General features: G+C 52.7%; 13 protein-coding genes. 5 read left to right on the plus strand and 8 right to left on the minus strand.

Going from position 1 to position 16,022, the window contains the following annotated elements:
* Window positions 1–183: 183 nt before the first annotated feature.
* From L3K52_03325 to L3K52_03355, 7 genes are all read right to left on the minus strand, one after another.
* Window positions 184–1,986 carry an ATP-binding cassette domain-containing protein gene (locus L3K52_03325; GenBank protein ID UOG92769.1) on the minus strand — a complete coding sequence of 601 codons (1,803 nt, stop codon included), beginning with the start codon at window positions 1,984–1,986 and terminating at the stop codon, window positions 184–186.
* Window positions 1,987–2,080: 94 nt separating this feature from the next.
* Complete coding sequence (locus tag L3K52_03330) at window positions 2,081–2,923, minus strand: transglutaminase family protein (GenBank protein UOG92770.1); 843 nt, start codon at window positions 2,921–2,923, stop codon at window positions 2,081–2,083.
* A 76-nt stretch (window positions 2,924–2,999) separates the two neighbouring features.
* Entirely contained in the window at window positions 3,000–4,655 is a 1,656-nt protein-coding gene (locus L3K52_03335) for an ATP-binding protein (protein ID UOG92771.1), read from the minus strand.
* 113 nt (window positions 4,656–4,768) lie between these two features.
* Window positions 4,769–6,382 carry a hypothetical protein gene (locus L3K52_03340; protein ID UOG92772.1) on the minus strand — a complete coding sequence of 538 codons (1,614 nt, stop codon included), beginning with the start codon at window positions 6,380–6,382 and terminating at the stop codon, window positions 4,769–4,771.
* Between the two features lie 109 nt (window positions 6,383–6,491).
* Window positions 6,492–6,851, minus strand: a complete 360-nt coding sequence (locus L3K52_03345; protein UOG92773.1) for a hypothetical protein — start codon at window positions 6,849–6,851, stop codon at window positions 6,492–6,494.
* Window positions 6,852–6,855: 4 nt separating this feature from the next.
* Window positions 6,856–7,143, minus strand: coding sequence for a heavy-metal-associated domain-containing protein (locus tag L3K52_03350; protein UOG92774.1), 288 nt, complete (start codon window positions 7,141–7,143; stop codon window positions 6,856–6,858).
* A 72-nt stretch (window positions 7,144–7,215) separates the two neighbouring features.
* Window positions 7,216–7,563, minus strand: a complete 348-nt coding sequence (locus L3K52_03355) for a hypothetical protein (GenBank protein UOG92775.1) — start codon at window positions 7,561–7,563, stop codon at window positions 7,216–7,218.
* Window positions 7,564–7,669: 106 nt separating this feature from the next.
* On the opposite strand from L3K52_03355, the gene L3K52_03360 reads away from it, so the two are divergent.
* The 3 genes from L3K52_03360 (at window position 7,670) to rnd (ending at window position 12,165) form a co-directional block, all read left to right on the plus strand.
* A complete protein-coding gene (locus tag L3K52_03360) occupies window positions 7,670–8,947 on the plus strand; it encodes a hypothetical protein (protein ID UOG92776.1) in 1,278 nt (425 codons plus the stop codon).
* Between the two features lie 8 nt (window positions 8,948–8,955).
* Window positions 8,956–10,698, plus strand: coding sequence for a hypothetical protein (locus tag L3K52_03365; protein UOG92777.1), 1,743 nt, complete (start codon window positions 8,956–8,958; stop codon window positions 10,696–10,698).
* A gap of 324 nt (window positions 10,699–11,022) precedes the next feature.
* Window positions 11,023–12,165, plus strand: coding sequence for a ribonuclease D (gene rnd, locus L3K52_03370; protein ID UOG92778.1), 1,143 nt, complete (start codon window positions 11,023–11,025; stop codon window positions 12,163–12,165).
* A gap of 1 nt (window position 12,166) precedes the next feature.
* On the opposite strand, the gene L3K52_03375 is transcribed toward rnd, so the two are convergent.
* Complete coding sequence (locus L3K52_03375) at window positions 12,167–13,207, minus strand: tRNA (5-methylaminomethyl-2-thiouridylate)-methyltransferase (protein ID UOG92779.1); 1,041 nt, start codon at window positions 13,205–13,207, stop codon at window positions 12,167–12,169.
* A gap of 156 nt (window positions 13,208–13,363) precedes the next feature.
* Here L3K52_03375 and L3K52_03380 point away from each other — a divergent pair, with 156 nt between their 5' ends.
* Window positions 13,364–14,482 carry a glycosyltransferase family 4 protein gene (locus L3K52_03380; GenBank protein ID UOG92780.1) on the plus strand — a complete coding sequence of 373 codons (1,119 nt, stop codon included), beginning with the start codon at window positions 13,364–13,366 and terminating at the stop codon, window positions 14,480–14,482.
* Entirely contained in the window at window positions 14,475–15,977 is a 1,503-nt protein-coding gene (locus L3K52_03385; GenBank protein ID UOG92781.1) for an oligosaccharide flippase family protein, read from the plus strand. Before L3K52_03380 ends, L3K52_03385 begins: the two co-directional genes overlap by 8 nt.
* The last annotated feature ends 45 nt before the right edge of the window (window positions 15,978–16,022 follow it).

Consider the following 16,022-nt stretch of genomic DNA (forward strand, 5'->3'; position numbering starts at 1 on the left):
ATCATGGAAAAAGACTTGACGTGTAAACCGGCATTAACTTTTTGTTTGCTATGCTGATTTCAAGTTGTAAGGACTCTTTCTAATCAACTTGGTGTGCCAGAGACCCCTCAACTGACCATATCATCTGGCACATATTTCAACCGGCCGACACTTGTGGACGCCGGTTTTTTTATGCCCGCAAGCTTAAGCTTGTTGCTCCAGCGCTTCCCAACGGGCGAACGTGGTTTCCATTTCCGCCTCCAGCTTTTGCAATTCATCCTGACGTGCTGCCACTTGAGCGGCACTTTGTTGGAAAAAATCGGGCTGGCTCATCAGGTCATGGAGAGCAGCAATCGCCAATTCCAGTTGCTCAATGCGGGCAGGCAATTGTTCAAGTTCGCGCTGATCTTTAAAGCTAAGCTTTTTTTTAGGAGCGGGTTTAGCGGCGACCGCGACGGGTTTTTCCGCCGGTTTTTCGGTTTTGGCGGCAGATTTGTCTTTCTCTGACACCGGCTGCGGGCGTTGTAACAGCCAGTCATCGTAACCGCCCGCGTATTCGCCGATAGTGCCGTTATCAAACACGATGGTGCGCGTGACTACTGAGTTGAGGAAACTTCTGTCATGCGAAATCAGCAATAAGGTGCCTTGGTAGTCGATCAGCAATTCCTCCAGCAATTCGAGGGTTTCGGCATCGAGATCATTGGTCGGTTCGTCGAGCACCAGCAAATTGGAGGGTTGCGAGAATAAACGTGCCAGCAATAAACGGTTGCGTTCGCCGCCGGAGAGCACTTTTACCGGCTTTTGGATTTGCAGCGGAGTGAATAAGAAATCCTGCAAATAGCTGATAATGTGGCGGCGTTGCCCGTTGATTTCGACGAAATCGGAACCGCTGGCGATATTGTCGCGCAGGTTCTTTTCGCCATCAAATTGCGAGCGGTGTTGGTCGAAATAGGCGACTTGCAAACGTGTGCCGAGCTTCACCGTCCCTGCTGTGGGCTGTAATTGCCCTAATAACAGTTTGATCAGGGTGGTTTTGCCGACACCGTTAGGGCCGATAATGCCGATCTTGTCGCCACGCAATACAGTGGTGTTGAAGTCTTGAATCAACAGCTTGCCATCCCAGCCGTAATCCAAGTGTTCGGCTTCGACTACGATTTTGCCGGAATTGTCGCCTTGCCCGATTTGCGCAGTGACTTTGCCTTGCAGGTTGCGGCGTTGCTTGAATTCTTCGCGCATGGCTTCGAGGCGGCGCACGCGGCCTTCGTTACGGGTGCGGCGGGCTTTGACGCCTTGGCGTATCCACACTTCTTCGTCTGCTAAGCGCTTGTCGAAGAGTGCGGCTTGTTGGGCTTCGGCATCGAGCGCGGCTTGTTTGTTTTCTTGGTATTTTTGAAAATTGCCGGGCCAACTGGTGAGCTTGCCCCGATCGAGTTCAATAATGCGCGTGGCAAGCTTTTGCACGAAGGAGCGGTCATGGCTGACAAACAACAGCGTGCTTTTGAAGCCCATTAGAAAGGTTTCCAACCATTCGATCGCGGGGATGTCGAGGTGGTTGGTCGGTTCGTCCAGCAACAGCAAATCGGGTTCGGCAACGAGGGCGCGAGCGAGCAATGCGCGACGTTTCCAGCCACCGGAGAGGCTTTCAAACAAGGTGTCAGGGTCAAGCTGGATGCGGGAAAGCACCGTGTCGACTTTCCATTGGATTTGCCAGTCGTCTTCAGGGGCTACTTCGCCTAAGCCTTCTGCCACGATGTCGAAAATGCGGGCTGACAGGTCGTGCGGCACGTCTTGTTGCAGGCGGGCAATTTTGAGTTCGGGCTGGTGAATCATTTCGCCATCATCCGGCAGGATGTCGCGGCACAACAGCTTCATCAGGGTGGATTTGCCCGTGCCGTTGCGCCCTAACAAACAGAGGCGTTCGTTCGGTTCAATGGTGAGGTCGATGCCGTCAAACAGGCGATTGTCGCCGTTTTCGAGGTGGATATTGCGTAAGTGAAGTAAAGCCATGAGTGCCAGCAAGGTGTTAAACAGGCGGGCAGTATAGCGCAGATGCGGGAAAAAGGGTTCTGTCTGTCATCCGTCACGTTGCACAAAACGTCACTTATTGCGTGGCACTGGAAACCGCAATTCCAGTATCAATCAGACTTTCCCCAGAAGCCGTTACCGCTGATACCACCATGCTATCCATCGTGGCTTGCCCCACAAGCGTAGCGAATGAGGCATCGGCGGCATCCCTGCCGGTGCCAATGCGCACAAAACCGCTGACAGGTGCCAGCTTGGTCGCATCAAACAAATACCACTTGCCGCCCAAATACGCCTCAAAGAAGCCGTGAAAATCAGGTGGTTGCAATTCTGGCGCATAACCCGCCACGTAACGCGCGGGAATGCCAATCGCGCGGCAAAAAGCAATGCTTAAATGCGCAAAATCACGGCACACGCCAGCCCGCTGAATCAATACATCGCAAGCACTGGATAACGCGTCGGTGCTGCCCGGTATGTAATCAATATTGTGATACACCCAATCAGCGATGCCTTGTACACGTGCGTAACCCGTTGGCAGTTGACCGAATTCTTTGAAAGCAAAACTGCTTAAACGGTCAGATTCACAATAACGGCTGGGATTTAAATAAGGCAAGATTTCGGCCGATAACGCACTGAATTGAATTTCTTCCAATGGCATTGCTGGGGTTAATACCGACATTAATTGCACGGTGGCGCAGTACTCTACCGTTAAAGTTCCCGGTTGCGATTGAAACCGAATTAAACGGCTGCCGTAATCGCCCACGTTTAACCATTCGGCGGACGTATACGGCGTGATGATCAAGGCTTCTTGATGCAATTGCTGGAAATTTGTTAGCGCCGGGGCAATATTGAATACAAAACTCGTGGGATTAATAATGGTGTAATCCAATTTGCAAAAAACATTGATCACGTTATTCAACATCGAGTAACTTCCTTTAAAACGCAGCATTAACATAGCATTTCCCTTGCCACTTAGTAACCGCCATCGTCATGATTATTCAAGCGCGGGCTGCGTAAGCTTGCACTTCCTTATCGAATTGTCGCACCTGTTTTTGGTATTTCTGGGTACGGATTTCCAAGGTATGCAGGGCGTTTTGGTAGTGCTTGAGTTGTGCCATTAGTTCGGTCATTTTATCGAGATCGGCGCGGTGCAGTGCGACAGCAGGAGCGACCGGCGGTGCAGTATCGGTATCAAAAACGCTGATTTGTGCAGGTTCGGGAATGGTTTCCGTGTTACGTGCGGTTGTGGGCGGTAACGCTGCCGTGAGCGCGGGGGTTATGGTGTTGAGCCAAGCCAAATCAATGTTTGGCGTGTATACGCTGGCTGCGGTGAACGCAGGCGTTGGAGTCATGACTTTTCCGAACGGCTCGGCTACTTTGACCGATTTTTGTGTGACCGTCAGCGGAACGATATTTGCCAACGTGTCGGTAACAGGCGGCAGCGCCGCGTGGTATTGCATCAAATGCGCGTTGGTTTGTTTCCATGCTACCGGCCAATCGTATTTGAATTGCCGTTGGTAAGCTTCCCGCACCCAGAGCGGCAGCCAGAAACACCGCCCGGAGAGTTCCAACAAACCCAATTCGCGTAATTGCAAAATGGCTTGATAACGCTTGCGTTGGCTTAGGCGTAAGAAGCCTGCGATCAAGCTGGCGTAATTATCTTGCGGCGGGCGCTTGAAAATCGGGGGCAACGCCCAGCCGCGTTCTCGGCTGAGTAAAGCTTCCAGCGTGTCCCAGTGCACCGGGCGGTACAATAAACTCAAGAGATAGAGGATGGCTTCGCTGGGTTTGCCGTGCAATTCGGTGGCGTTGGCGACCAGAATGCGGCGGGCTTGGCGACCGTCGGTTTGCTGATCCATCAACACGGGGATTTGATCCATGCGTTGCCAGTCGCCCGCGTGCCAAACGCTCAGGTAGCCGCCCAGCAAATGCAGCGTCAGCGGATTTTGCCCATAATCGACCGCCATTTGACGCAATTTGTCGCTATCGGCTTGCACGCCTTTGTGGGTTAAGCATTCGGCGGCAGCATCAACGGATAATTTTTCCAGTGCATGGCGTTTGACCCCAGCGGCGGGGAAATGGCCTGCTAAGGGTTGACGACCAATGACAACACACAAACCTGGATTTTGAGCAGCAAGGCGTTCCAATAATACCTTCAGACGCGGGTCGCCGACTTGGTTCTCGCTACTGCCTTTGGTGTATTGCAAGGTTTCCAAGCCGTCCAAAATCAATAAGGTATGGTACGCAATCACCAGTTTGGCTAAATATTCACCTTGTAGTAAATTGGGGCAACGGGTGGCGACTTCTCCACCGAACCAATGCAGCGCGTAGTGGAAAAATTCTTCTACCGGGTCTTGGAGGGGTTGGGTCAGATCGGGCGGGTAAAATGACCAGAGAAATACCGTTTCGGCATCATGCCAGTGCTTTTTTTGCAGGGTATGCAGCCATTTGTGCATCAGGGCGGTTTTGCCTATCCCCGCTTCCCCGTGCAGCAAAAACAAGCGTGACTGGCTATCAACCCAAGCCTGATTCAGCAAACCGATTTCGTGAGTACGCCCAAAGAGCACGGGGGTTTCAAACTGCTTAACGTAGTCTTCCGCCTCGGTATCGCGCTGTCCACAATGGTGTTCGTCCCGGATAAAGATCCTGGTCATTTGCATTCCCCAATGCCTGTAAAACGTTCTTATGGGCTACACGGTAGCAAATCACCCGCACTTGTCAAGCAGCCCGTCTGCCATTCAGTCCCGCTTTGTGGCAGAAAGTTCAGTCAGGCACTGAGGCGTTTAACCGTGGGTTGAATGCCCGCCATATGGCGAGCGCGTTGCAACAGGAATGCGGCTTCGCGGATACCGCCGGTTAAACGCAATAAGCGCGTCAACAGCTTCATGTTTTGCGCCATGCTGGGTTGGTCGTGGCTGAGTTCCGCATACGCGACCCCGCGTCGGGCGCAATACATTGCCGCCGCGAGGTTGCCGAGAATCAAATGGTGTTCACACAAGTGATTCGCAATGATCGAAGCGCGATACCAATGTTTTTGTAAGGCAGATTTTTCCAGTTTGACGCCGAGCGAACGAGTCGCTGTGACGGTTGCTTGCAAGTCAGAATGCCCCAATGCCAAATATTTGATCTGACTACCGGGCAAGGTCGCAGTATTAGGGGGAAGCACGGTGGCGAGTGTTTGCGTGCATTTTTCCAATAAACTTTGCAGGCGTTCGGGGATGCCGGGAAATCTGGCGTGTACCCGTTCGCGGAAATAGGTGCGTAATAAGCTGTGCACATCCAATGCGCCAGTGTCGGGAGCGGCGGTGATTAATTGGAGGTGATACAAGCGGCGTTGCACTCTGGAAAATTCGCGAATACTGAGTTTGCTCAGTGGCGCCAGCGCTTGCAGGGTTTCATCGGGCTTCAACCAACGCTGAAACCACGCCTGCCGCTGACTGTGCAGCAGCAAGAATAATTCCTTTTGCGTCACCGGGCGGTCTAATAAGGCAATGAGGTAGAGCAATAATAGCTCTGGGGTTTTCCACAGCCATTGTTCGATTAACGCGAGTACCCGCCGTGTTTGTAAGCCTTCGCGTTCTTTATCGCGCCATGCCAGAATGCTGTGTGCTTCTTCGACACGCCCGCCATTAGCAAGGTGTGACCCCAATAAATTGAGGGTAAGCGCATGACCGCAAAAGTCATGTGAAAGCCTGCGCAAGGTGTCGGGTAATAAGAGCACACCGCGTTGACGCAATAATTCCGCGCCTTCGTCTTCACTCAAATCGGGCAAGGTGTATTGGGTGATATGTTGTTGAAATACTTCGCAGCTTGGCAATGGCAGGCGGGAAGCAATCACGCATAAGCCGGGGTTATACGCTGCCAGTAAATTAATGAGAACACCCAGTGCCTGCGTCTGCGGGGCGGGTGATTCATCGGTTATTTCATCAGCATCAAAACTGACGCTGGGGAAATTATCCAACACTAAGAGCGTGCGCGTGCGTTGAATCAGTTTGGCTAACAGGTTGACGCGCTCAAGGGGGTGTTCGGGCAAAATCAGGTGATTGCCAAACCATTGCAGCGCGTGTTGGACGAATTCGTCAACCAATGCTGGCACATCCGCCGCGTCAGTGCTGTCGGGGAATGACCACGCATACACTTTGTCAGCTCCTAACCAATCAGCGGCTTCCAGCCTGCTTAACCACGCTTGCAGCAAGGACGTTTTCCCCGTGCCGCCGAGTGCATTGAGCAGAAAAAAGCCGGTGGCTTCATCGTGCCAAGCGTGATCCAATGCCAAGAGTTCGCGCTCACGGGCGACGAATCCTTGGGCGCTATCCAGTACGTTGGCAACGGCGTGTTGCCCTTGTTGATGCCGCCAAAAGGTGACAAATACCCCGATCATATTGTTGCCCACCTGATAAATAGGTCGAATATTGTTATTTATTAGCTAATCAGCTTATCAAGTAAAATAGATTTTTTTTATTAAATTGGGCTTATGGCATAGAAGCGTTCTATTTTCCAGCACTCAGTTGTTCGGCGGAAGGATCCGGGGTTTCAACCAACTCATTTTGCACCAATTTCTCTGGGGTATTATTCACCGGCTTGGTCGCTGACTCAGTGAGTGCTGGGGTTTCTTCCGCTGCCGCGAGGGGTAAATCTTCCTGTATGCTTTCGGTTAAATCGGTCATATTACTCAAGCATTCTTGCAGGTATGCCGATTTTTTGCCGTCACTAATGCCGTCTTCTTCGGCATAGGTGTTGCACAGTTCAGTGAGTGCCGCATTGTTGTTTTCAGCGGCACTGTCTTCTGCATGGAGGGTAGCACTGGTGCTGATGCCGAGCAGGGTCAGCAGGATGAGAGGGTATTTCATGGGGTTAACCTTTTTTAGGCATGTCAATCCGCCCAATCGCGCAACTGACGACTGAGCGGGCTTTTTCTTTCAGGGATGCCAAGCCTTCGACGGAACCGCGTTCGGGGTAGCCAAGGCCAAACAGGGTTTGCACGGCAGCGTCACGCACGGCTTCGTTGCTGTGCAAGGTGACAACCTGATGCTCTATATCGACATCCACCGCTTGGATTTGTTCATTTTCCATTAATTTTTTGGAAATGGTATTCGCACACCCACCACAGCGGATATTTTCAACTTCGATACGGGTTTCCATGACACTCATCTCCCTGACTGGCGATTAATCTAGGAATATTAATATGAAGTCAATGGGAGAGAAATACAAGTACTAGCCGATTTTCAGTCCGACAAAAAATCCAGCAACTGCACTCACCCCTTTGCTGGTGATGTACGAGAGGCGTTCGACCAGAAAACCACCCGATTGTTTGACCATGCCGGTGGCGGCATTGGCGGCACTTTGCAGCTTTTCATCGGTCATTTCGGTAATCCCGTAATACTCGGTGACGAATAACAACACAATCGCCGCGCCCCCAAGAAACAAGGCAAGCCGCAACATCTTTTTAGCGAAATAGCCGACCGCCAGACCGATGACAAAAGGTGCGCCCACGTTCCCCAACAGGAAAGCGGAGGAGAGAATGTCAGTGCTTGGCGCGGTAGTGAGAGAATAATCGTTCATTGTTTGCCCTTTGATAGACCGTTTAGATCATTGGAGTTTTATTTGTAAAGAGAGTTCTGTTAAATTTATCACTAATCATAAAAAATATCATGGATAGCCATCAAGTATGAAGTATTCCATCGGTTTGGCGTGTCTGTTGGTGTGTCTGGCATTGCCGGTTCACGCCACTCAAATCATCCAGCCTTCCACAGCAGCTACCACGGTTAGCGGCGGTAGTGTAATCGTTTTTAAGCCGGTTTACACCGTGGCAACCCCGGATAATGGCGCAGAAACCGGGCTGGGTTTGCGGGTGCATTTCAATGCCAATGCGTTGCAATTCAAGGGGGTGAGTAAGGCGTTCGCTTACGGTCTTCAGCCGGTGGGCGAGGTGAGCGTGGACAGCGCTAATGCGGATGCCGATGCCAGTACCGATAGCTACCTCACGCTGGCTTGGGTGGATGTGACCGCGCAATGGCCGGGCGCTGACGGATTGCCGCTAACCTTGGGTGAAGTGGCGTTTGAGGTGTTGCCAGGGTTTACCGGCACGACCCACATCCGCACCAGCGCCAGTGACACGGCGGATGGCGTGGCTTTGCAAACAACGCCAATGAAGGTGACGGCGGAAACCGTCGCAGAGCCGGTAACGCTCAAGTTGCGCGGAATGTTACAAGGCGCTTACGTGAGTGCGGATGCGCAGATGCGGGATAGTTTGCGTACCACTAATTCGATTCCATTGACACAGCCGTATGCAGCATGGGGTCACGCGGGCAGTGAAACCACGACCACCACCTTGCTGGCGACCACGGGTAATGATGCAATCGTCGACTGGGTATTGGTGGAATTACGCCCGCAACAACAGCCGCAAACGCGCGTTGCCAGCCAAGCCGCCTTATTGCAGCGTGATGGCGATGTCGTTGATGCCGTAACGGGAAGCCCTACTCTGAGCGTTAAGGTTGCGCCGGGGAATTATTACGTGGCTTTGCGTCACCGTAACCATTTAGGGGTAATGAGTGCTGCCCCGCTCAAACTGACCGCCACCGCCAGCACGCTGGATTTCAGCCAAAGCACCACGCCGATTTACGGCAATGAGATGCGGATTTCACAAAGCGCCGTGCGGCTATTGCCGACGGGCGATGCCAATGCGGATTTCAAATTGATTGCCGATGGCCCCGGTAACGACAAAAACGCGGTGCTAGGTGCCGTTCTCGCCAGCCCTGACAATGCCGGGGCACACACCAATTATCAGTTACCGGGCTATCGGGCAACCGATGTGAATCTGGACGGTAAAACCCTCTACGTCGGCCCGGATAATGATGTCAATGCCTTATTGGGTAGCATTTTATTAGCACCGGGCAATAGCACTAACAGCACCAATTACATTCTGCCCAGCAGCTTGCCGCAATAAGGTCATTTATGATGAAAACGCTAACCCTGACGTGTTTATTACTGGCCTTGGCGCACCCGGTGCAGGCAAATAGCCGCGCTGAACCGGAAGTGTTTCAAGGCGAAACCGCTACAGAAGCGGTGGCATTGCGCTTGCCGGTATTGCCCAAGACGGCGGCACGGGGTGCAAGCACGCGCAGCACTACGGCAACGGTTAATGCGGTGAGTTTACCGGCATTGCAAGACGCTGAACTTCAGTTATTGCAAAACGGGCAAGGGGCGAAGGCGTATCGCGTCGGCGTCGGGCGGGCATTGCCCAGCAGCGTCAGTGACACCATGGATTTGAATGCTTGGCAATGGACAACGGTTAGCGGCGGTCAAGTGGCGCATTTCAGTGTGACCTCCACTGGCGCGGTGCGGGTACGGGCGCAGGTGCAGATCGGCAATTTCCCCGCAGGCGCAGAGCTGCGCTTTTATTCCCCCACGAACCCGGCCCAAGTGTTTGCGGCGGATGCCGCCGCCCATAGCCTTACTTGGTCGCCGACGGTGGAAGGCGATACCTTGGGCATGGAGGTGTTTCTGCCCACCGGCGTGACACCACAACAGGTGGAATTGGCGCTGCCGCAGCTTTCACATTTGGTGCTTGACCCTGCCAGTAGCCAACTCAAAAGCAGTATTCTCAAAGAAGAATACGCCAGTTGCCAGCAAGACATCGCCTGTGCCAGCCCCGCTTGGCAGGAAACCGGCAAAGCGGTGGCGCGTTATGTGTTTACCGAAGCAGATGGTTTGAGTTATTTGTGTTCGGGAACGGTGCTGGCGGATAACGATGTGTACACGCAAGTGCCGTATTTTTTCACCGCCGCGCATTGCGTTAGTGATCAGCAAGCCGCCAGCACCATGGATTTGTTTTGGTTGTATGCGAATGCCACCTGTGGCGGCACTAACAGCAGCTTTACGCAAACCACCGGCGGCGCACAATTGTTGATGAGCAAAACGGCGCTGGACACAACTTTTGTGCGTCTGAATAAAAATCCGCCCACTGGCGTGCTGATGTCGGGGTGGACGAATACGCCCTTGACCAGCAACCAAGCCGTGACCGGCATCCATCACGGTTTGGGCAGCCCGAAAAAGTACGCGATGGGCAATTTTCAAGCGCACATGCGCATGGAAACCCTCAACGGTGGCTATTCTGTCATCCCCGATACTAACGGTGATTTTTCCAGCGTGCAGTGGCACACCGGCATTACCGCGCCGGGGAGCAGCGGTTCGGGCATTTGGGTGGAACAGGGCGGCAAACATTATCTTAACGGTTCTTTACTGGGCGGTTCGTCGGATTGTGCCAACCCCGCTGCGCCGGATGAATACAGCCGTTTCGAGCGCACTTGGCCGTTGATTAGCAGTTGGTTGGGGGCAACCGGCACGCCGCCGTCATTGCGCCTGCGCGGTAGCAGCATTCCGCCCACGGGTTTAGTGGAAGGCGTGCTTGTCGCCCGTTATTTGCAAGGGACACGCGGGGCCGCGTTGGTGGAAGGTGTTACTCAGCATACGTTCAATCTTGCGACCTTGGAAACGCAATTAGCCGCCGTGCAGCAGGTGATGGATATTGATGCGGATGGGCAACAACAGGCTGACAAAGATGCGATTTTGCTGATACGTTATTTGTTGGGCTTGCGCAATGCCGCGCTGATTCAGGTGATGGATTTGAGTGGCTCGACACGAAAAACAGCAAGTAGCATTACTACTTACCTTGAATCCATTTTGAAGTCGGTTTAGTCAACCTAAAAAAAACCCGGTCGCGGTGACCGGGTTGACCGCTCAGACCATACACAACCTAGCAATACTGTGCATGGCAACTACCCTCACTAGCGGTTTTAAAAGCGTTGCTGTTCAGGAAATTTGATATTACTCAATGTGCAGAAAAACACGCGCAATGTCAATAAGCAGTTGATATTTAAAATATTCTTAAATACTAACGTTGCGCTGCAACAAAGCCATGGTGATTGCTGTGTTTTTATGGGTATGTTGGGGTTACACGGTATGGTTGTGTGCATGTTTACCGTACAATCTTGATTGTTTTAGTTAAAGCGCACCACGTCTATGTTTGATTATATTGATAATGCTGAGAAATTAACCGATTTGCTGGCTCGGCTCGATGCTGCCGAGTGGATTACCTTGGATACGGAATTTATCCGCGAAAAGACGTATTACCCGCGTTTGTGTTTGATCCAAATTGCCAGTGCCGACACGTTGGCGTGTATTGACCCGCTGGCAATCGGTGATTTGCAACCGTTTTTAGCTTGGCTCAATCAGCCGCAGCGCCTGAAAGTGTTGCACGCTGCTTGGCAGGATATGGAAATTTTCCACTATTTAGGCGATGGCAACGTACCCGCTCCGCTGTTTGATACCCAAGTTGCCGCTGCCGTGTTGGGCATGGGCGACCAATTGGGGTATGCGCGTTTGGTGGAAGCCTTGCTGGGCATAGCGCTGGATAAATCGCAGTCACGTACCGATTGGTCACGCCGCCCTTTGACGACCGCGCAACTGGAATACGCCATCGACGATGTGCGCCATTTGCGCGATGTTTATCTGCGCTTGCGTGAACAACTGGAACAATTGGGGCGGATGCATTGGTTGGAAAAACCGTTCCAAAAACTCGCCGATCCCGCGACTTACACCGTTGACCCGCAAACCGTGTGGGAACGGGTGAAAGGTTTGCAAATCCTCAAGCCGCAGCAATTGGCAATTTTGCGCGAATTAGCGGCATGGCGTGAACAGCGTGCCTTGCTCAAAGACATTCCTCGACGCTGGATTTTATCCGATGAAATCTTGCTGGACATGGCACGGATGCAACCGGACAGCCCAGCGGCATTGCGCCAGATTCGTGGCTTAAGCGATGAACAAATTGAACGCGGCGCGGGCGAATGGCTGGCCTGCATTGCACGCGGACAAGCGGTGCCGAAAAGTGAATGCCCGTCTTTGCCGCGTCGCCGCAAACTGGACGCCTCCATGAGCGTGGTGGCGGATGTGTTGACTGCCCTGCTCAATCAAGTCGCGCATGAAAATGGCATTTCGGCGCAGATGATTGCCACCCGCCAACAGCTTGAAAAAATGCTGGAAGAAGGGCGAAATACTCTGTCTGACGATTGGCGGGGCGCGTTAGTGAATGATTTGTTTACGGCGGTATTGGCAGGCAAGGCCAGCATTCGGGTGCGGGATCAGCAATTGGTGATGGAAGCGTGATTCAAAGTAGCCAATTATCCGGCAAGTCGCGCAAGGGCGTGACCCTGATTTCCTGAAGCGCAGTACCCGGTCGAGCGAACTGGCAGACGACTTCCAGCGCGTGTTTGCCGTGGCTGTAACGGGCTGAAATTTGCGCGGCAAGGTGCACATCGTCATCGGTAAGCGTGTCGCCATCCAGCAGGGTTAGGGGGCCGGAATGACTGGCGGTTTTGATCCAGAGGAATTGGTTTTGGTAGCCTTCGAGGAAATGGGTTTCACCCTCCTCGCGTGACACAATCATTTTGAAATGCGGGCGCGGGCGTAAATGCCGCCCGATTTTCAGCAACATAATGTCATCGAGTTCGTAAGCGCGGTTGGGGCGATGTGCCCACAAATCTTGCAGTTTACCGGCGTAATGCGCGTCGGTGAGAAAGCAACAGCCACCTGCCGGTTGCGCGTAATCGGTAATTCCCCATTGCGTGGCGAGTGCCATTTGCGGTTTGCGGCTGCGCCCTCTAAAACCAAACAGTTGTTCGCGATTCACCCAGCCCTCGCGTTCGGGTTTGCTGGGGGGTAAATTGTGCGCAGACAGCGGGCGTAACAGCAGTTCTTCCGCGCCCGATTCGGCGGCGATAATCGGCATGGTATCCGGGCGCTGTGACATTGGGCGTTGCCCCACCACTTCGCCGGTAATGATGAAGTCAAAACCTTTTTGCTGAATCCATTCGTGCGCTTTTTTTACCATGAAAATCTTGCAGTCAAGGCAAGGGTTTAGGTGCGCTCCGTAACCGTATTTGGGGTTGAGCACGACATCTTTGTAGGCTTCCACAATGTCAATCATGTGCAATTTGATGCCGAGTTGCTCGGCTACCCACAGGGCGTTATTCCGCTTGTTTTTGTCGCTGTGACGTCGGCGGATGGCGTGCGTATGGCCTTCCACGCAAAAGCCGGTGTAGAAGTTGATGCCTTCCACATGAATGCCTTGTTCCAACACCGCTTTGGTGGCAAGCATGGAATCAAGGCCACCGGAAAGCAGGGAAACAGCGCGGTATTGTCGGGTCATTAGGCTCACTAACTGGTTGGGTTGAGGCTAAGTATACGCTATGCGCCGGGCGCTTGTGCCAGTCTTCCTGCGACTGCTACCACTGTTCGCAGCGGCGCTCAACAGCGATTCGATACAGTGATAGGGTGTATTTATGTCTACGTTTGAGTTGATTGCATGAATGCCACTGTTATTTTGTCTGCGTATTACCGGCACAAACCCGGCGGGTTTACCACGCGCCTGTATCGCGCTTACCGCGCCTTGGATGCGGCGGGTTATCGGGTGATTTATATTGCAACTGAAACGTTGCCGGTGGCAGGTGAACGTATCCAGCCGGTCATTTTACCGATGCGTTCCCGCCCAACTTCACTGTGGTATTGGCCGGAATTTTACTGGCGTGCTGCGCGTGAATTGCGCCGTCTGACCCGTGAACATCGGGTGCAACATCACCTGATGTTTTCGTTTTTTTATGCCAGCTTGTCGATTCTGGCGAGTTGGGGCTTGGGGGTGCGTACCCTCACGTTTATTCGTGGGGATGATATTTTCGATGCGGCAAAAAAACGTTTTGCCCGCCCGCGCCTGTGGGTGCATCGCGTGTTGGAAAAACTGGGAATACGCTATTCATATCAGGTGATTACCACCAGCGAGACCATGAAGGCAATTATCAATCAGCGTTCCGGCGGGCAGGATAAAACCCAAAGCTTGCCCAATAACATTACCACGCAAGCACTGCCCATTCAGTTGCCGAATATTCGTCAAGACACGGTACGGATTGCCACGCTGTCGGTGTTGAATCCGCGCAAAAATCAGTTATTGGTGTTGCAAGCGCTTCAGCAATTACCGGCGCAACACTGGGAATACCTGCTGATTGGCAGTGATAACAGCGGGCTTGATTACCAAGCAGAATTGCAGGCATTTGTTGCCGACAATGGCTTGAGCGAACGGGTGAAATTTCTCGGCTGGCGTGATGATGTTCCCGCCATATTGCAACGCTGCCATTTGTTGTTGCTGCCGACCTTGCACGAAGGTTCGCCCAATGCCTTGTTGGAGGCCATGGGGTATGGGCTGCCCTGCCTTGCCAGCGATATTCCTGAAATTCGTGAAATTTTACCCGACGCGGAATTGTTGTTTTACCCGCACCATCCGGCGGAATTGACCCGCAAACTGGAGCGTTTTTTGCAACTGCCCGGTTACGCAGGAGTGATTCAAGCCAAAACCGCACAGTGCAGCGCACGTTATACCTTTGACTGGGATCAGCGTCTGGTCGCCTTGGTTGATGCGGCTATTGATGGCTAAGCGTCACGGTTATGCCAGTTCTACCCTGATTCGCTTGCTGGCAATTGGGCTGAATGCGGTTGGCGCGTTGCTGTTGTTGCCGTTTGTACTCAATGCCTTGGGCGCAAGCGATTTTGGGATTTGGGCCATGGCAACCTCGATCACCGGCTATTTAATGCTGCTCGATTTTGGGATTGCCTTGGCGTGTACCCGTTATTTATCGGTGCACAGCGAGGATAAACAGCAATGGCGACGCACGTTTAGCAGTGCGTTCCTGCTGTCACTGGGCTTGGCGGCAATCTTGGTAGGTATTGCCAGCGCCGTGCAGTTATTGCTGTACAGCGGGGTATTGCCTGCCGCTTATCAACCGCTACCGGATGTGATTACGCTGTTGTTGGTGGAAGTGGCGCTCTCGATTCCCTTGCGTTTGTACCAAAGCATTTTGCGGGCAGAAGTGCGCTATGTGGAAATCGGGCTATTTGAAATCGTGCGGATTGGGCTGCGCTTGGTGGGAATTCCACTGCTGCTGTGGGGAGGCGGCGGGTTAATGACCATTTTGGTGTATGCCTCGGTCATCAATGTGCTGTTTTTTGCCTTAATGCTGGGCAGTGTGTATTGGCGTGAACGCAACACCTACCTCGATTGGCAAGCATGGGATGCGCAGCATCTGCGCGAATTGCTGGGTTTTAGCCAATACGCGGCGGTGACTCAGGTGGCGGAATTTTTCAAATACCGTACCGACAATCTGTTGGTCGGGGTATTGCTCGGCGTGAGTGCGGTCGCGCCTTACGCGATTATGGTGGTGGTCATCGACATGTTGACGCAAATTCTGATGCGTTTTCAAAGCTATTGGGACACCATCATTATGCGCCATGCGGGGGAACAGCGGCTGGCGAGTGCCTTGGATACCACGCTGACTTCTTTGCAAATTGGGGTGTCGCTGGCGTTGTTAGCCACGTTTGATACTTGGTTATTGGGCGCTCAATTTCTTAGCTTGTGGGTGGGTGACACCTATGCGGCGCTTTCAACCTCGCTAACGTTATTCACGTTGATATTGCCGGGGCTGGCAGTGCAACTGGCAACCTCACCGTATTTCAATGCGTTAGGGCGACAACGCAGCAATGCGACGCTGGCATTATTGGAAATTGTGCTCAAGTTGGGCTTGCTGCTGCCACTGATTAATGGGTTTGATGCGGATGGGGTTATTTTCGCCGGTGTAGTGGCGGCAATCGTTACGGCGTTGCTGCGTTTGTGGGTGATGGCGGGGATTGTGCGTTGCAAATTTTGGCATTTGGTGCGGGTCGTTATCTGCAAATTACTGCCAGTTATCGGGTTATTGGGCGTGTTATGGGGATTATGCTGGGTACTGGAGACAGCGGGTATACCACTGCTCTTGACCATTGCCACGATTTTATGCCTACAAGCATTGGGATTATTATTTCTTATCAAAAAACCCATTAATACGCATCATCGAGTGGTTTCTGCCATTTGTCCACGCCTGTCTAGCGGCGGCTGACTGCTTTGCCTATTGTCAAGCTTACCGAAACCATTAAAAACGAGC

This window comes from Candidatus Thiothrix sulfatifontis (genome assembly GCA_022828425.1).
GTDB lineage: Bacteria > Pseudomonadota > Gammaproteobacteria > Thiotrichales > Thiotrichaceae > Thiothrix > Thiothrix sulfatifontis.